Annotated in this window: 14 protein-coding genes, 2 pseudogenes and 1 CRISPR repeat array; of the genes and pseudogenes, 12 read left to right on the forward strand and 4 right to left on the reverse strand. The window is 38.5% G+C overall.

The features are described from left to right. Positions 1–48: 48 nt before the first annotated feature. A CRISPR array of direct repeats spans positions 49–909; the repeat unit is 37 nt; unit sequence GTTTCAATCCCTAATAGGGATTAATGAAAATTGCAAT. A gap of 299 nt (positions 910–1,208) precedes the next feature. Further along, a pseudogene (locus tag VB713_RS08695) lies at positions 1,209–1,361 on the reverse strand (cytochrome oxidase); the annotation flags it as partial. 924 nt (positions 1,362–2,285) lie between these two features. Here VB713_RS08695 and VB713_RS08700 point away from each other — a divergent pair. From VB713_RS08700 to VB713_RS08725, 6 genes and pseudogenes are all read left to right on the forward strand, one after another. After that, positions 2,286–2,500: pseudogene (locus VB713_RS08700) on the forward strand (sodium-independent anion transporter); the annotation flags it as partial. Between the two features lie 116 nt (positions 2,501–2,616). Continuing rightward, entirely contained in the window at positions 2,617–3,726 is a 1,110-nt protein-coding gene (locus VB713_RS08705) for a sodium-dependent bicarbonate transport family permease (RefSeq protein WP_323311166.1), read from the forward strand. A 97-nt stretch (positions 3,727–3,823) separates the two neighbouring features. Beyond that, positions 3,824–4,156: a P-II family nitrogen regulator gene (locus tag VB713_RS08710; RefSeq protein WP_323311167.1), complete on the forward strand. Its 333-nt coding sequence runs from the start codon at positions 3,824–3,826 to the stop codon at positions 4,154–4,156. 885 nt (positions 4,157–5,041) lie between these two features. Continuing rightward, a complete protein-coding gene (locus VB713_RS08715; protein WP_323311168.1) occupies positions 5,042–6,718 on the forward strand; it encodes a SulP family inorganic anion transporter in 1,677 nt (558 codons plus the stop codon). 320 nt (positions 6,719–7,038) lie between these two features. Then, positions 7,039–7,914, forward strand: coding sequence for a lipid kinase (locus tag VB713_RS08720; RefSeq protein ID WP_323311180.1), 876 nt, complete (start codon positions 7,039–7,041; stop codon positions 7,912–7,914). Positions 7,915–8,031: 117 nt separating this feature from the next. Further along, positions 8,032–8,622, forward strand: coding sequence for an exopolysaccharide biosynthesis protein (locus VB713_RS08725; RefSeq protein ID WP_323311169.1), 591 nt, complete (start codon positions 8,032–8,034; stop codon positions 8,620–8,622). Positions 8,623–9,230: 608 nt separating this feature from the next. Here VB713_RS08725 and VB713_RS08730 read toward each other — a convergent pair. Both VB713_RS08730 and VB713_RS08735 read right to left on the reverse strand, forming a co-directional pair. Next, positions 9,231–10,094: a metal ABC transporter permease gene (locus VB713_RS08730; RefSeq protein ID WP_323311170.1), complete on the reverse strand. Its 864-nt coding sequence runs from the start codon at positions 10,092–10,094 to the stop codon at positions 9,231–9,233. A gap of 75 nt (positions 10,095–10,169) precedes the next feature. Further along, a complete protein-coding gene (locus VB713_RS08735) occupies positions 10,170–10,910 on the reverse strand; it encodes a metal ABC transporter ATP-binding protein (protein WP_416242419.1) in 741 nt (246 codons plus the stop codon). A gap of 214 nt (positions 10,911–11,124) precedes the next feature. Between VB713_RS08735 and VB713_RS08740 the strand changes: the two genes are divergently transcribed. Together VB713_RS08740 and VB713_RS08745 are read left to right on the forward strand one after the other, a co-directional pair. Beyond that, positions 11,125–12,099 carry a metal ABC transporter substrate-binding protein gene (locus VB713_RS08740; RefSeq protein ID WP_323311172.1) on the forward strand — a complete coding sequence of 325 codons (975 nt, stop codon included), beginning with the start codon at positions 11,125–11,127 and terminating at the stop codon, positions 12,097–12,099. Positions 12,100–12,274: 175 nt separating this feature from the next. Beyond that, the gene (locus VB713_RS08745; RefSeq protein WP_323311173.1) at positions 12,275–12,607 is read left to right on the forward strand and encodes a hypothetical protein; all 333 of its coding nucleotides are present in this window, start codon (positions 12,275–12,277) and stop codon (positions 12,605–12,607) included. A 47-nt stretch (positions 12,608–12,654) separates the two neighbouring features. On the opposite strand, the gene VB713_RS08750 is transcribed toward VB713_RS08745, so the two are convergent. Further along, positions 12,655–14,304 (reverse strand): mechanosensitive ion channel family protein, encoded by a 1,650-nt coding sequence (locus tag VB713_RS08750; protein ID WP_323311174.1) that lies wholly within the window; start codon positions 14,302–14,304, stop codon positions 12,655–12,657. A gap of 357 nt (positions 14,305–14,661) precedes the next feature. Here VB713_RS08750 and ahcY point away from each other — a divergent pair, with 357 nt between their 5' ends. The 4 genes from ahcY to VB713_RS08770 all read left to right on the forward strand — a co-directional run bounded on the left by ahcY (position 14,662) and on the right by VB713_RS08770 (position 17,313). After that, a complete protein-coding gene (ahcY, locus tag VB713_RS08755; RefSeq protein WP_323311175.1) occupies positions 14,662–15,939 on the forward strand; it encodes an adenosylhomocysteinase in 1,278 nt (425 codons plus the stop codon). A gap of 98 nt (positions 15,940–16,037) precedes the next feature. Next, the gene (locus VB713_RS08760) at positions 16,038–16,256 is read left to right on the forward strand and encodes a hypothetical protein (RefSeq protein WP_323311176.1); all 219 of its coding nucleotides are present in this window, start codon (positions 16,038–16,040) and stop codon (positions 16,254–16,256) included. 124 nt (positions 16,257–16,380) lie between these two features. Then, the gene (locus VB713_RS08765; RefSeq protein WP_323311177.1) at positions 16,381–16,983 is read left to right on the forward strand and encodes a chemotaxis protein CheB; all 603 of its coding nucleotides are present in this window, start codon (positions 16,381–16,383) and stop codon (positions 16,981–16,983) included. A gap of 165 nt (positions 16,984–17,148) precedes the next feature. After that, complete coding sequence (locus VB713_RS08770) at positions 17,149–17,313, forward strand: type II toxin-antitoxin system HicA family toxin (RefSeq protein ID WP_323311178.1); 165 nt, start codon at positions 17,149–17,151, stop codon at positions 17,311–17,313. Positions 17,314–17,349 lie beyond the last annotated feature (36 nt).

Here is a 17,349-nt window from a genome sequence, read left to right on the forward strand (position 1 = left end):
AATGAAAATTGCAATTAATTTGATTACCTTCTGAATCATAGTAAAGGGGTTTCAATCCCTAATAGGGATTAATGAAAATTGCAATGTTTGGTCGCTCGTTGGCGGGAATATTTAGTAAGGTTTCAATCCCTAATAGGGATTAATGAAAATTGCAATTTGCGGGATTCTTCTGAGGAATCAATAAATTCGTTTCAATCCCTAATAGGGATTAATGAAAATTGCAATTTGCAGGAAATTCAAAATGAGAAATTAATCTAAAAAAGATTGTTTCAATCCCTAATAGGGATTAATGAAAATTGCAATTTAACTAATATTACGCTCTCATCTTCATAAACTAAAGTTTCAATCCCTAATAGGGATTAATGAAAATTGCAATCCGAATATGTACCATTCATCAGTAGCAATTTTAATTAGCGTGTTTCAATCCCTAATAGGGATTAATGAAAATTGCAATTCCACATCTTCAGGAGTGAAACCTAGACTATCAGCGTTTCAATCCCTAATAGGGATTAATGAAAATTGCAATAAGGTGAAATTTTAAAAGGTTTTGGGGGTGTTGCCGTTTCAATCCCTAATAGGGATTAATGAAAATTGCAATTAGATGATTATTTTGGTTATTCGTCCCCGTGTTACCTACAGGGGTTTCAATCCCTAATAGGGATTAATGAAAATTGCAATTGAAAATAAAGAGCTTCGTTCTTATGTCGTTCGGGACCATGGTTTCAATCCCTAATAGGGATTAATGAAAATTGCAATTAAAAGAACATTTTCACAAGGATTAGAAATGCCATCAAAAAGTTTCAATCCCTAATAGGGATTAATGAAAATTGCAATCTTGGAATCGCCTTAAGTGCAAAGATTCAATACATTGTGTTTCAATCCCTAATAGGGATTAATGAAAATTGCAATAGCGGCATCCTGGAAGCCTGTCTGTATTTGGTTTTCAAGGTAGGGTTGCGCGATCGCTTTCATCATAGTCCATTTCAGAAATTGTGTCAAGCGTAAAAATCGCTGAAACCCGGTCTGGGTAAGGTGCGCGGATGGGTGACTAACATGAACAGCCGCAAAACCAAGCCTATCAAGAGATACAGACATTTTTTGAGTTTCTTGATTTTTTACACCTACCCAGCCGCGCTAAAAGGCTGGTTGTCAACTATTCTCCATACTCTCCACCAGTCACCTTACCCCGGAAGACTATGCGTAAGTCCTACAAATAACAAAATTGTCCAAACAAAAGGTGCGTGTTCTTCCTGGCGATTTAAGTTTTGTAAAAGCTGCCAAATTAACCAGATTCCTAAAATGGGAATAACTGCAAAAATATAAACTAACGGTTGTTGAAATAGTCGTTTTTTTGAGCTTTTTCGTTGGGTATATGAGAGCGGGTAAAACCAGGGAAAACGCAAAACATCAAGAAAGTAGGGGTAATTCATGAATTACCCCTACGAAAGAATCAGGTTTTTGATTACTTCGTGCGTAAGCAATAGCACTAAATGGGAAAAATATCCGCCGCAAAAAAAATTTGCATAAATATAAAAGGAATAAATAATGATTTCCATAGACAAGACATTATACATCGAAAAAAACAGGCAAATTTTGGATGATATATAAGCATTTGCTTATATAAGGTATTCAATATTTATTTAATAAATCGTACCTTTGGATTAATTTTTTAGCCTGCAAAGGCTGTATGCTATTTTTAATCAAACAGTTCAGCTAAATTTCCGGTCAAAACCCTGAAATTAGATAGTTTGCATGATTGTGTTCAAGAATCACTAGGTTTTATCCTTCTGTAAAAGCTTGATTCATTGATCATGTAATTCTTTATCCATAACTACACCGCCAGCAAGATATTATTATGCTTGCTGTGTTTGGCAATTCCAAGTCAATTTATTACTACTTGAGGAGTGAGCATTTACAAATGAATTGTACAACCCATTTTTTCATAAAACTTAAATGTTGAGAATATATCTTTAGACCTAGATTAATATATCTAGCCAAACATCAAAGTGCAAAGGCTGTTTATAAAAACTCTTTAGTTATAATTTCGACAGCCCAAACTTTATCGCTTGCATTTGCCAAAATTAACCAACACTAATAGTTTCAACTAATAATAAACAGGGTAGCTAAATTTCTCATTGTTACCAAAGATTATTATTGCCAATAGAGCATGGTTGCTACTTGCTGACCAAGTGCTTAAAGTTGAAGACAGGTGTTGCAGTTTAGCTGACTGAAAAGCATTCAGTAGCAAAAATCTTGTTTCAACCCTCATCATTCATTTCCCGCTCATGCAAATAACTAATACTATTCATTTCCGCAATTTACGTGGATATATCTTTTGTGGTGTTACATCTGCCATTGTTTCTCTACCACTAGCTTTGGCCTGCGACCTAGGGTCTCCTCTATAGACTTACTTTATGGGGCAGTTTATGTTGGCTTTTTTACCGCCTTGTTTGGCTGTACGCTAACGTTGATCTCTGAACTGACCGGGCTAATGACCGTAAGCCCTGTCTACAGGTTATTGTGAAGCACCTGTGGTGTAGGAGTCAAGCGCATCACTCTTTTTTAAAGTTCATTTATTGTAATACTCCTCATTAGAGGAGACACAAGGAGGTATTCATGGATTTTTTGTCCGTTTTCTTGCAGGACTTTGTTAAGCAGTTGCAGTCCCCAACACTGGCCTTTTTGATTGGTGGGATGATCATTGCTGCCCTTGGTAGTGAATTGGTAATTCCAGAGTCAATTTGTACGATCATCGTCTTCATGCTGCTCACCAAAATCGGTCTAACCGGTGGAATTGCGATCCGTAATTCCAACCTAGCGGACATGGTTTTACCCGCATTGTTTGCTGTAGTCACAGGTATTGCGGTTGTATTCATCGCCCGCTATACATTGGCCAAGCTGCCTAAAGTCAGAACCGTGGATGCGATCGCTACTGGAGGGTTGTTTGGAGCCGTGAGTGGTTCTACCATGGCCGCCGGTCTGACCGTACTGGAAGAACAAAAAATTCCATTTGAAGCATGGACTGGCGCACTCTATCCCTTCATGGATATCCCAGCACTCGTAACTGCGATTGTGATAGCCAACATTTATCTCAACAAGAAGAAGCTTAAAGAAGCAGGCGAATCTGCCATGCAGGAGTCTTTCAGCAAGCAGCCCGTTGCAGCTGGTGATTATCCTAGCACCAGGCAGGAGTATCTCAGCCAGAAGAAAGATCCTGCGGATAATCGGGTCAAGATATGGCCGATCATCGAGGAAAGTCTCCGGGGTCCTGCCTTATCGGCAATGTTGCTCGGACTTGCTCTTGGACTGTTCACCAAACCAGAAAGTGTCTATGAAAGCTTCTACTCTCCGGCCTTTCGCGGCTTGCTTTCGATCTTGATGCTGGTCATGGGTATGGAAGCTTGGTCAAGAATTGGCGAATTGCGTAAGGTAGCCCAATGGTATGTTGTGTATAGTGTGGTAGCACCGTTTATACATGGTTTACTTGCCTTCGGTCTAGGTCTGATTGCCCACTATACAATGAACTTTAGCATGGGCGGTGTCGTGGTACTGGCTGTCATCGCTTCCTCTAGTTCAGACATCTCAGGTCCTCCCACGTTGCGAGCCGGTATCCCTTCGGCCAATCCCTCCGCTTATATAGGCGCGTCCACAGCCGTCGGTACGCCAATTGCGATTGGTGTGTGTATACCGTTCTTTATCGGTCTTGCCCAGGCGATAGGCGGCTAATCTCAAACAGGTCGCGGTCTGTTGGCACTCCCTTGAACCGGCAGACTAACCAACTCAGTATATAATATCAATTTACGTAAGTAAGGAGGTAACTAATATGTCTAAGCGTGCCAACAAGCTCGTCATCGTCACGGAAAAGGTTCTGATGAAAAAGGTCGCCAAGATCATTGATGAATGCGGGGCGACCGGTTATACGGTGGTGGATACTGGCGGTAAAGGCAGTCGTAACGTGCGCTCTACGGGTAAACCCAGCACTGCCGACACCGACTCGAATGTAAAGTTCGAGGTACTCACCGAAAATCGGGAGATGGCCGAGAATATTGCGGATCAGGTCGCAATCAAGTTTTTTACAGATTATGCGGGTATTATCTATATCTGTGAAGCAGAGGTACTGTACGGAAGACATTTCTGTGGACCAGAAGGCTGTTGAGTCGAAACGACGCAGACCTAAAAAGCCGGGGCATGACCCCGGCTTTTTGATGCCATTTTTGTTGTTTTTCTTTTTCGTTAATATGTGATTTTTTAGCCTCAGTTTTCTTTCTTATTTCCGTAATTTCCCTGTGTGACAGCTAAGGGGGCGGAATGTGGGTTTAAAATACCCGGAAATATATGAAAAGTGGTAAATTTACCGCAGATGTGAAGGACATCATATCAAAGACATCGGTAAAACAGAGAAAGGGATAGTATTATTCAAATATTGCTTCACAAATTAAGATTTTGAGGGCTAAAAGCTGTATGCTATGTTTATTCAAATTCCTTCTAAAGTAGGTTCTGGTTTTTTGTTACTAGGTTCAACTCTGTTACGTTTATTGTTGCGTAATTACGTGAATAAACAAGTATTAAGCGCAACTAAGTAACAGTATCTCCCAGTAATCTAAAAATCTGTTTACCTAGTTTCAGCCGACATAACACTTAATTTTCAACTGACTAAAATGCATATTCCCAACAATGATGATATTTTTTTAAAAAATCATTTTGCTAAATCTCATAGATATCTAAAATATATCTAGCCATTGCAAGTTTTATGCCAATTTTAGCAACCATACAATACACACTAGCAATCAGATAGAACTCAGCCCTTTAACGTGAGAGAAAAGGTAGCTTAGATATTCCCAATATTTCAAAAAATTGGAACTATAAAAGCCACCCAACAATTATCACTGTAAATAAATATAACATGATTACATTTTTCCTCACGATTTGAGTTTCTAACAGATGAGTTTAGATGTTTTTATATGGCTAGAATTGTGAATTTAGTTAGACAGAAGAACACTTGTCTAAACCGTACAATTTTGTTGTCATTGAGCATCCACTAATGGAAATAACCAATACTATTCATTTTCGTAATTTACGCGGAGATATTTTTGGTGGTGTTACAGCTGCTATTGTTTCTCTACCATTAGCTTTAGCCTTCGGTGTTGCTTCCGGTGCCGGCCCCGTAGCTGGTCTTTATGGTGCTGTTTGTGTGGGCTTTTTCGCAGCATTATTTGGTGGTACACCAACTCTGATTTCTGAACCTACTGGTCCAATGACAGTAGTAATCACTGGTATTATCAGTTCCTTCACAGCCAGCGACCCAGAAAATGGCTTGGCTATGGCCTTTACTGTGGTGATGTTAGCAGGGGTATTTCAAATTGTCTTTGGCATCTTTAAGCTAGGGAAATATATCACCCTCATGCCCTACAGTGTAATTTCTGGCTTTATGTCAGGAATTGGGGTGATTTTGATTATTTTGCAAATTGCGCCTTTCTTGGGACAAGCAACTCCTAAAGGTGGAGTATTGGGAATAGTCAAAAACTTGCCTCAATTATTAGACAATATCAACCCGATTGCTTTAATTTTGGGTGTGATGACGGTGGCAATTATTTATTTAACGCCATCAAAAGTTAAGCGCATTGTACCTCCCCAGTTAATTGCATTAGTAGCAGTGACAGTGGCTTCTTTGATATTTTTTGGAGATGCAGATATAAAACGCATTGGTGTGATCCAAACTGGTTTACCAAAGATCCAAATGCCAACTTTCACATTATCCCAAATGACCGTCATGTTAGTTGATGGGGTAATGTTGGGGATGTTGGGATGTATTGACACTCTATTAACTGCGGTAGTTGCTGATAGCTTAACCCGCACTGAACATAAATCTGATAAAGAATTAATTGGCCAAGGCATCGCTAATGTAGTATCCGGTTTATGTGGTGGTTTGCCCGGTGCTGGGGCAACAATGGGAACTGTTGTTAATATCCAAACTGGGGCGCAAACTGCGGTATCTGGTATTACCCGTGCTTTGATATTGTTGGTTGTAGTTTTAGGTGCTGCTGGTGTAACACAGAGCATTCCTATGGCTGTTTTAGCTGGTATTGCCCTAAAAGTAGGGGTTGATATTCTGGACTGGAGTTTCTTAAAACGATCTTACAAAGTATCTCTCAAGGGAACTATCATCATGTATGGTGTCATGTTCCTAACAGTGTTTGTAGATTTAATCGTAGCTGTGGGTGTGGGTGTATTTATTGCCAACATCTTAACTATTGAACGTCTTTCTAGTATGCAGTCTGAAACAGTCAAAGCCATTAGTGATGCAGATGATGCTATTGATTTGACTCCAGAAGAAAAGAGTTTATTAGATGAAACTAATGGACGCGTGTTGTTGTTCTACTTAAGTGGGGCGATGATTTTTGGTGTTTCTAAGGCTATTTCTCGTGAACATAACGCCATTAAAGATTGTGATGTGATTGTTCTCGATTTGAGTGATGTACCTATGATGGGTGTTACAGCTTCCTTGACTATTGAAAGTGCAATCAGAGAAGCTTGTGAAAAAGGTCGTCAAGTGATCATTGTTGGTGCAACAGGCAAGATTAAGAAACGGTTGGACAATTTGGGAGTATTAAGTCTATTACCCCCTCATCATATTATGGTAGACCGCAAGGAAGCACTAAAACAAGCAGTTGCTTTAGTTCGCAGTTTAGCAACCGAAATAAATGCACCTGTTTCTTAGAGGATGTTGGTTAAGTCTAACTTGGTTTTGCGATCGCACTCAATTTTCCTGATCAAGTTGCCATAAGGGAGAATATGAGGTTTTTTGATACATTACAAACCACTGTAAAAACATCCTCTTAAAACCAAATCACATCAATCAAAAAAATATCCCCCTATTTTGTCGCCCAAAATAGGGGTTTGTTTTGTGATAAAAAACCTGATTATAGTATAAGTTATAATTCATTATTAAATGACAGCCTCACCAAGCTTTGACAGTGAAATTCAAGCAAAGTAAAAAACGTGGAAAATTCGATATATAAACTGCAAAGGGTACTACCCATCAGCCCCCGCGCCCTGTTATTAGTAAATCGTCATGCCCGTAAAGGGGAAGAAAACCTCTTGGCAGCTATTCATTGTCTAGAGACACTTGGTTTTAATGTGATTTCAGAATCTACAGAGAACCCAACACATTTGGGTGATGTTATTAGACAATACCACCATGAAATTGATTTGGTAATAGTTGGCGGTGGTGATGGTACTCTTAATGCCGCAGTCGATGCTGTAGTTGAAACTCAATTACCTTTAGGAATTTTGCCTTTGGGAACTGCTAACGACTTGGCTAGAACTTTGGGGATTCCCAATTTTTTACCCGAAGCTTGTCAAATTATTGCCGCTGGACAGTTACAACACATTGATTTGGGTTGGGTAAATGGTAAGTATTTTTTTAACGTTGCCAGTTTGGGATTAAGTGTAAACATTACTCAGCGATTAACTAAAGAAGTTAAACGCCGTTGGGGAATATTTGCTTATGCGGCGGCGGCATTCCAAGTAATTAGGAAATCTCGCCCTTTTGGGGCAGAAATTCGTATAAATGGTCAATCAATTCACGCCAAAACTGTGCAAATTGCTGTGGGCAATGGTCGCTATTATGGTGGTGGCATGGCTGTATTTCATGACGCTACAATAGATGATCAGAGGCTGGATCTTTATAGTTTAGAAGTTAAGCATTGGTGGGAAATAATACCTTTACTTCCAGCAATGCGCCAAGGTAGACATATACATTTGCCAAATGTCCGTGCCATGCAAGGGAAGGAATTTGAGGTTTATACTCGTAAACCAATTCCTATCAATACGGATGGAGAAATCACTACGTATACTCCGGCTGTGTTTCGTGTGATACCCAGGGCTATCAGTGTTTTGGTACCACCGTTATAATTAATTTAAGACGTTGAAACATAAAAACTTCGTTTTGGTCTTTATATTTTAACTACGGCTAACACCACAATGTGCTATCGGGGTTTTCCAGCTACTTTCCTATAAGCTTTGAGCAAAATGCATTCGCGATTTTCTCAACAGATTAAATTTTTGTTACAACGTGTAGCTGAACAGCCACTGACTATCGGTAATATTCTGGCAGAAACTTCAGAACGGGGTTTTAGCTTAATAATTTCATTATTAGTGTTACCTTTTTTATTTCCTCTGCCACCAGGCTTAACAGGCCCTTTTGGGGGTACTTGCTTGCTGTTGTCGGTGCAGATGATTTTAGGCCGACGATCACCTTGGCTACCCAAAAAAATCGCTAATTACCCATTTCCTCACGCCATTGCTCAGATAATTCTACAAAATCTGCATCGAGTAACTAGGGTGTTGGAAAAAATCACTCGTCCCCGATTAGCGCCAATAGCTTCTCATCCTTTGATTTGGCGCTTAAATGGACTGTGTATATTTTGGTTGACAATATTACTAATCTTACCAATTCCCTTTACCAATCCCATTCCCACTGTAGGTATTTTACTTTTGGCTGTTGCCATGATTGAATCTGACGGCTTGCTGATATGCATCAGTTACGTGATTACAGTCTTAATTACCTTATTTTTTGGGTTTGTTGGTTATGCGCTGTGGTTTGCCACTCTAAAGAACTGATCCTTCTGAGGCTGTTGAATTTGCGATCGCACAAATAGGAAAAATTTAAAATCTTTACAAAAAAATATACACACCGAAATGTGGGAGTTGATATAATGAGATACCGAAGAATAGAAAACTAAGGCAGATGAATTATCTAAGATCAGCGGTTTATCTGATGATTCCTCTGAATTCTGACTCAAATGGGAAAAGTTCCCTGATGAGGAAGACTTTTTTATTCACAAAAATACACAATAAAGCAATCAAATTATTGCTAAAATAAAACCCCCAGCTAAAAGCTGAGGGCTGCAATCTAATTAAGGTGCATCTACTATTTTCTTATCCGTCTGATTTTTGACTATATCCGGAAGGTCTAGACTGATTAGATATTTTTTTGTATATAATCGAAGAGTATTTTAGTAAAACCCCCAGTTCCACCTGAGGGCGATTAATCAATTAAGGTATATATACTTCCGTCTGTGTGTCTGGTGAATCAGGAAAAAATAACAAAAGAATAGTGCGATCGCATTTTTTAGATCAGGTATCCCTTTTTTTGCATCTACCCATCGACGGATAAGCGCCTTTTAGTCCAATTGTTTACATTTAAACGTATATATATATGCTAGTGGCTATTTTGCCAGGACTTGTTTCCTTGGTTGACGAGATGAAAAAATTATTCCGTGCCTGGGACTGAATAATAAAGCCAAGGTAAATAAACCCGAAACTACTAAAACAATAGCTGGCCCTGAAGGTAAATTATAAAAGTAGCTGATATACATTCCGCTAATACTAGAAATTACACCAATTACGGCTCCGACAATCATCACTTCATGCAAGCGTTTTACTAATAGATAAGCAGTTGCACCAGGGGTAATTAAAAGTGATAATACTAAAATCACGCCTACAGCTTTCATGCTGGCAACAATGGTTAAAGCAATTAACAACATTAAACCAAAGTTGAGGCGATTAACTGGTAAACCTGCGGCTTGTGCGCCCAATGGATCAAAGGTGTAAAATAGAAGTTCTTTGTATAATAAGACAATAACGATCAAGACAATCGCTGCAATGATAGTTGTGTCTCGCACTTCATCTACAGTTACACTCAGAATATTCCCAAACAGGAAGTGATTCAGGTCGATTTTATTATCTTTTTGAATAACTGTAATTAGAGTCACACCAAGAGCAAAAAATGCTGAAAACACTATCCCCATTGCGGCATCTTCTTTAATGGGTGAGCGTGTTTTAATCAAGGCTATAACCATTGTACTTATGATGCCAGCAATAAATGCACCGACAAAGATATTAGCACCGATCATAAATGCGATCGCTAATCCTGGTAAAACTGAATGGCTGATAGCATCACCCAGTAAGGCTAGTCTCTGTACCATTAGGTAGCTACCAACAATGGCACATAATAAGCCTACTAGTATGGCTACGATTAAGGAGCGTTGCATAAAGCTATATTGCAACGGTTCTATTAGTGTGTTTAGCATAGATAGAAATGAACCGCAAAGGCGCAAAGTACGCGAAGAAAGGAATTAAAGGAATTTAGCAAGAGGAATAGTTATTTATGCTGCATCAGAAAAGTACATGACTTTACCACCATAAGCGTGATAGAGATTTTCTTCGGTGAGGACTTGTGGGCGGGAACCTGTGGCAATTAGGTCACAATTTAGTAAAATTAAATCATCAAAATGAGTGATAGATTCACCTAAATCGTGATTAACTACAAGGACGATTTTGTTAGCTGCGGCTAGTTCTTGGAAGACCTCAAAAATTATAGTTTGGGTTTTTTGATCAATACCTACAAAAGGTTCATCAAAACAGAAAATTTCTGCTTGCTGAGTTAAAGCACGGGCTAAAAATACCCTTTGTTGTTGTCCTCCAGAAAGTTCTCCAATTGGACGATTTTTGAATGTCTCCATTCCCACTCTTTCTAAAGCATCTTTGGCTACTTGGCGACTCACAGTAGAGAAACTACGTAACCAGCCTGTTTTTTTGACACGTCCCATCATCACTACATCCCAGACTGTAGCAGGGTAATTCCAATCAATTTGGCTACGTTGAGGTACATAGGCAACTTTCTCTAGCTGCTGCATCAATGCTTTATTTTCGTATAAAACTTGACCACTAGATAAAGGCACTAATCCCAAAATTGCTTTCATTAATGTACTTTTACCAGCACCATTGGGTCCAAAAATTCCCGTCAGTCTTCCTGGTTTAATAATGCAGTTAACATCCCGTAAAGCTTCCTGTGTCCGGTAATGTACTCCTAAATGGGAGATGTTAATGGCTGCGGTGGAGTTCATCTCAATGGGTTTGGTAGTTTGTCTAGGAATCGTCCGTACTTGTCTCTGTAATAAGTTGATTTTTTCGTAAAAAGAGACGTTTTGCATAACCGTACTTACAATATTTATTCTTTGAGTTTACTATAAATATGAGAAAAATATGAAAAAATCTATAATTAGGAGTAATTTTTAAGATAAATTACATTAATACTCAAAATCTATAGTAGTAGTTGAGATGAAGAAAACTAAGATTTTTCGCCTATGTACGGGACTTTTGCTATCTTTGACGTTACTTAGCTGTACTCCGTCAGATTCTCAACCACGTAGAAATGGTAAACCACAAGTCGTAGCAACTAGCACTATCATTGCAGATTTAGCAGCGGAGGTTGGTGGAGATGAAATTCATCTACAGGGAATTCTCCAACCAGGTGCAGATCCTCATGTTTACGAACCAGTACCAGCAGATAGCCGAGTTTTAGAAGCAGCAGACTTAATTTTATATAACGGTTACAACTTAGAACCGGGAATTATTAAGTTAATGAATGCTAGTGGAGGAAAAGCAAAAAAGTTAGCTGTGGGGGAAGTTGTTCAACCTTTAAAGTTAGAAAAACAGAAAGGTCAAATTGTCCCAGATCCACACGTTTGGGGAAGTGGAGAAAATGCCATATTGATGGTAGCAGCAATTAGAGATGGATTAATTGAGCTATCACCAGAAGACAAAGATAAATTTACTCAAAAAGCAGCCCAACTGACTGATGAATTACAGCAATTAAATATCTGGATTAAGCAACAAATCCAAACTATTCCTCCAGAAAAACGTAAATTGATTACTACTCACGATGCATTTCAATATTATGGAAATGCCTATGGTATGGAAATTGCTGGAACTCTAATTGGTATTAGCACTGAAGAACAACCCAGCGCCCAAACTGTAAAAAACCTAGTAGACTCAGTGAAAAAAATAGGTGTGCCGGCGATTTTTGCTGAAACTACTATTAACCCAGCTTTAATTAAAACCGTTGCTGAAGAAGCAGGAATCAAACTCGCACCCCAGCAACTTTATTCTGATTCTGTTGGCACAAAGGGAAGCGATGGGGATACATACATTAAAATGATGGCAGCTAATACCCGCGCTATTGTCACAGCATTGGGAGGTAAATATACGCCGTTTGAACTCAAGAAAAATCAAAATATAGATGCAAAATATTAAGAATTTAGGAGTTAGGAGAAAATAATTGTCAATCTAAAATTTAAACCTCGAAATAGTATAACTTTAGTCTGATGCTAAAATTTAATTTCATTTTTAAACTCTCTCCCAAGAAAGAGCTACTTGTAGTGTTGATTGTGTAGATTGATATTAGTGATAGTTTATTTTTGAAGTAGTTATGACTGATAATCGTCAAAATAATCAAATTAATCAGCCAGTAGATAAAGATAGCTTTTCTAAAAAAGAAGCAAATGTCAAAGAAAGGAATTTAACTGTTAATCCTGGGGATAGAATTTCTGAAGAACCACAATCAATCACAGAAAAATCTCAACAAGTTGCTGTAGACGTAAATGATATTACAGGCGATCACGTTACAGTTCCTACTTACTTTGTCGTTGAAACTCCTGACGGTGAGCAAAAAGCACTCCACCATATCAAAGATGCAGAAGAGATTTCTGATGTAATTCGTGAAGCACGAGTAGATGAAGAAGGAAATCGAATTTGGAGTTAGGTGCAATACAATAAGGGCAGGGTTTCCCCGCCCCTACTAATTTAGATTTAATGATGTTGACCTACTTCAGAATGAGATGAGCCATTTTCTTGATAATTCAGCAGATGAGAATTATTCACCCAAATTGATTGTTGAGGTACGGGAATAGAAATACCAATTTTATCGAAGGCAATTTTCAGACGACGACGATATTCCCGTGCTACATCCCATTGCTTGAGAGGCTGAGTTCTAATCCATACACGAATCATCATCCCCCGATCGCCAAAATTATCAATTCCTAAAATACTCGGTTTTTCCAAGATTTGCCGCTGCCAGAATGCTTCTTGATTCATCTTTGTCGCCACATCTTCAATTAATTGCAAAGCATCATCAATATTGGCTTGGTAGGAAACTGGAATGGTTAAATCGGCGCGTGACCAACGACTAGAAAGATTGGCTACTACTTTAACTTCGCTGTTGGGGATTGTAATTAAACGTCCTTCCGCATCCCGGACTTGAGTCATCCGCAGATTGAGATTTTCTACTAAACCGCCTACATCTCCAACAACAATTACATCACCAAGGGCATATTGATCTTCCAGAATAATCAAAAAGCCATTAATAGCATCTTTAATTAAGTTCTGAGAAGCAAGAGATACGGCGACACCAATTAAACTAGCACCTGCTAATAGGGGAACTATATCTATACCCAAAGCAACAAGCGCAAGTAAAATACCAATTCCAATCCAGATGAAAGTAGTAATACTTTTTGTCACACCTGAAAATGTAGAAACTCTCAGTTGCATTCTTTCAGCAGTGTCTGAGTTCAATAACATCCCACCACTAATTAGAGTTGTGGTAAATCTGTCAATGAGAGCATAACTAAATCGGATGGCGACATAAATCCCTAAGATGACAACACCTAATTTCAAAGGAATTTGGGCAGCGGCAATAATACCTAATTGAAATATCCGTGTATAGGGAAACAGTCCCAAAATGATAAAACTACCACCTCCCCAAATCCCTACTTGAGTTAGTTGAAATAGTCGGGTTTTTACTTCTTGAAGATGCTTGTTTTGCTGTTTATTTAATTGGGTTGTAATCTGTTGTTCTGTTTCTGAATTTGCAGCGACTGGTTCTACAACTGGTTCTAAGTTATCCTTTTTAGAATGGCGCTGCCAACCATATATTCCTAGGCTCAACAGCGTCATTGCTAGTCCAATACCACCTGCAATTTTACCTTGACTTATTAAAGATGAAGTTTGACGTTCTCGCTGTGCTTGTTCTAAAGCTTGCTGCAAATCGCCGGCAATTTGATTAGCTAGTGTTGACGGATCTACCTGACGTAATTTAGCATCCTCATAATTAACCGTCATCAGGTATTTGCCATTGATATAAATTACTGGTAAATCATTAACTGTGCGGATTTGTACCTTAAATTTTTGCTCTGATGACTGTAAGTAGTCTTGGCTAATTACCTGCAAATTGCGTTGGATATTTTGTGAACGTTCGGAAACATTTTTCTTAGATCCTGAAATCTGAAATAATGAGCGGCCATCTAAATAAATTGATTCTGAAACTATTGTATTCTCGGAAACATTATTTACACTGCTAGGACTTGGCAAGTAAGGTAAAAGAGGAATTTGGGCTGTAGCTTTTGGTACAGATACAATAGCAACTACCATTGAACCTGCAATCGCCAAAATTTTAAAATGCACTCAAAAATCTCCTTAAATACAATACATTGTCGAGTACTCATCGAGTTACTCTCAACACACAGTCTATATTATCTATACTTTTGTCAAATTTGTGGGAAATTCTGACTATTTCTATCTGGAGATAGATTCATATTATGCTGATAGTCATGGCTAATCCAGTTATTCATAATACTCATAGCAGATATTATAAAAAAATGGCAACTTGCATAGAAATAGTGATTGGTAAATTCTCGCTTTTTCTGTGTAAAATTCAGTCGGATTTGGTAACTACAGCTAAAAATTGCCACTTGTGAGAAAATATTGTTAAAGTACGTAAAGGTTTTTAGACCTTTTTCATTTTTTAGAGGAAGATTTTTCATGACCGCAACTACTCCCAGATTAAAGCACGAGGTTAAAGACCTCGCCCTCGCTCCCTTGGGAAGACAACGGATTGATTGGGCTGGACGGGAAATGCCCGTATTGAAGCAAATCCGCGATCGCTTTGAGAAAGAAAAGCCATTTGCAGGATTGCGCCTGGTTGCTTGCGCCCACGTTACCACAGAAACAGCACATCTAGCGATCGCTCTCAAAGCCGGTGGTGCTGATGCTGTATTAATTGCTAGTAACCCTTTATCGACTCAAGATGACGTAGCTGCAAGTCTTGTAGCTGATCATGAAATTTCCGTATTTGCTCAAAAAGGTGAAGATAGCGCCACCTATAACCGCCACGTGCAAATCGCTTTAGATCATCGCCCCAATATCATTGTTGATGATGGTAGCGACGTGGTTGCAGAATTGGTACAAAACCGTCAAAACCAAATTGCAGATTTAATTGGTAGCACCGAAGAAACCACAACTGGTATTGTGCGTTTACGTGCCATGTTCAACGATGGGGTTCTCACTTTCCCCGCCATGAACGTCAACGACGCAGACACCAAGCACTTCTTTGATAACCGCTATGGTACTGGTCAATCTACCTTAGACGGAATTATCCGCGCTACAAATATTTTGTTAGCTGGTAAAACTATTGTAGTTGTCGGTTATGGCTGGTGTGGTAAGGGTACAGCCCTCCGCGCCCGTGGCATGGGTGCAAACGTCATCGTTACTGAAATTGACCACATCAAGGCAATTGAAGCCGTTATGGATGGTTTCCGCGTCCTCCCAATGGCAGAAGCAGCACCTCATGGTGATATCTTCATTACAGTGACAGGTAACAAGCACGTCGTTCGCGGTGAACACTTCGATGTGATGAAAGATGGTGCGATCGTTTGTAACTCTGGTCACTTTGATTTGGAACTTGATTTGAAATACTTAGCTGCTAATGCTAAGGAAATCAAGGATGTCCGTCCTTTCACAGAAGAGTATAAGTTGACAAATGGTAAATCCGTTGTTGTTCTCGGACAAGGACGTTTGATTAATTTGGCTGCGGCTGAAGGACACCCCAGCGCAGTTATGGATATGAGTTTTGCTAACCAAGCATTAGCTGTTGAATACCTGGTGAAGAATAAGGGTAGTTTAGCTGCTGGTTTGCATTCTATTCCTAGAGAAGTGGATGAAGAAATTGCTCGTTTGAAGTTGCAAGCTATGGGCATTTTCATTGATAGTTTGACAGCAGATCAAATTGACTATACCAATTCTTGGCAGTCTGGAACGTAAATCATTAATTAGTTGATTTTTTGGGGATAAGCGTTTTGCTTATCCCTTTTTTTGTTTAAAATATAGAAATTCTAAATGATTTATGAACAGGGGACATAATGAAAAAACTTAGAAAAATCAAAATGAAGCCAGCTAGAAAAATCCTTATTATTGGTGGTTCTACTTTTAACCAAAACACACCTGAAAAAATTACCAAAGCATTGATGGATAGTAATTTTTTAGATGAGTGGGCAGTAATTATCGCTATTCATCAATATTTTAAACTTAGAGATTTTAACAAAAAAGACAGAACACCGATTCCCCCAGATTCAGTTTAAATCTAAAATCAATTTAGATTTTTCTTTACCTGAATTTGAGCCACAGATTTCCTTTATCTCTAGTCCTGGACAATTTACAGTTGAAACAGGATGTATTTATGTACTACCTGATCCTGGACTAGATATGCCTGAACAGCCTATAAATAAAGAATATCTTTCCACAAGTTTTATTGGTGATACATATCAATTAAAAATCCATGCAGAAAGCTCAAAAAAATCAGTTGAAACATGGTTTATTAATAACCCATTTGATGCTTATGGTACAAAGCGGCAAATGACCGCTCGTGATCTGTGTGATATTGATGATAAATCTTTGCATAATTTGCCACTTCCTACTGGATCAAACATATCTCAATTAAAAGCAATAGCACAGAAATTATCACCAGCAACAGTAATGTATAGAGATATGCCTTGCATAGATAAATTCATGAGTGAAGTTGCTGCTAGTAAGAGCAAACCAACAATAGCTGCTTTACTTCTTTGTGGACTATTTGGAGATGGTGCAAATGGATTGCAAGCAATTCAAAATATTGGTGGATATACAGCAGTACAGTTTCCAGATGAATGCTGTCGTGAAGAATTAGGAATAGATAAATATAATACTTCCTCAATACCAAATACAGCATTAAAGATAGAACCTAAGCATCAAATTGTTACGTTAGAGGGCAAACATAATTATCTAACATTATTTGATTGGCTGTGTAATATAAAATCATCTAACTTATGAAAGAAAACTTAGTTATGTAGGTTGGGTTGAGGAACGAAACCCAACATCTTTATAATGATATTGCGTTGGGTTGCGCTTTGCTTAACCCAACCTACTAATTATTACTAAGTAAAGAATAATGATGGTAGGATAAAATTTGATGTGAAACAATGATAAAATAAGGTAATGTCAAAAAAGCGTAAGTTACTAGAGAAAGTCCTTTCTGGCTCTAGAAATATTCAATTCGATGATTTGGTGACTTTAGTTGAAGCCTTTGGTTTTTCGTTATCACGTATCAACGGTAGTCATCACATTTTTACTCATCCAACTATCCAGGGGAAACGCATCTAAATTATCTTGACAAAATAATATATTAGTGCATCAATA

This window comes from Anabaena cylindrica UHCC 0172 (genome assembly GCF_034931625.1).
Lineage (GTDB): Bacteria > Cyanobacteriota > Cyanobacteriia > Cyanobacteriales > Nostocaceae > Anabaena > Anabaena cylindrica_A.

Coding starts and splice junctions, on each gene's coding strand:
- VB713_RS08705 (WP_323311166.1), top strand. CDS start 2,617: ATGGATTTTTTGTCCGTTTTCTTGCAGGACTTTGTTAAGCAGTTGCAG.
- VB713_RS08710 (WP_323311167.1), top strand. CDS start 3,824: ATGTCTAAGCGTGCCAACAAGCTCGTCATCGTCACGGAAAAGGTTCTG.
- VB713_RS08715 (WP_323311168.1), top strand. CDS start 5,042: ATGGAAATAACCAATACTATTCATTTTCGTAATTTACGCGGAGATATT.
- VB713_RS08725 (WP_323311169.1), top strand. CDS start 8,032: ATGCATTCGCGATTTTCTCAACAGATTAAATTTTTGTTACAACGTGTA.
- VB713_RS08730 (WP_323311170.1), bottom strand. CDS start 10,094: ATGCTAAACACACTAATAGAACCGTTGCAATATAGCTTTATGCAACGC.
- VB713_RS08735 (WP_416242419.1), bottom strand. CDS start 10,910: ATGAACTCCACCGCAGCCATTAACATCTCCCATTTAGGAGTACATTAC.
- VB713_RS08740 (WP_323311172.1), top strand. CDS start 11,125: ATGAAGAAAACTAAGATTTTTCGCCTATGTACGGGACTTTTGCTATCT.
- VB713_RS08745 (WP_323311173.1), top strand. CDS start 12,275: ATGACTGATAATCGTCAAAATAATCAAATTAATCAGCCAGTAGATAAA.
- ahcY (WP_323311175.1), top strand. CDS start 14,662: ATGACCGCAACTACTCCCAGATTAAAGCACGAGGTTAAAGACCTCGCC.
- VB713_RS08760 (WP_323311176.1), top strand. CDS start 16,038: ATGAAAAAACTTAGAAAAATCAAAATGAAGCCAGCTAGAAAAATCCTT.
- VB713_RS08765 (WP_323311177.1), top strand. CDS start 16,381: ATGCCTGAACAGCCTATAAATAAAGAATATCTTTCCACAAGTTTTATT.
- VB713_RS08770 (WP_323311178.1), top strand. CDS start 17,149: ATGTCAAAAAAGCGTAAGTTACTAGAGAAAGTCCTTTCTGGCTCTAGA.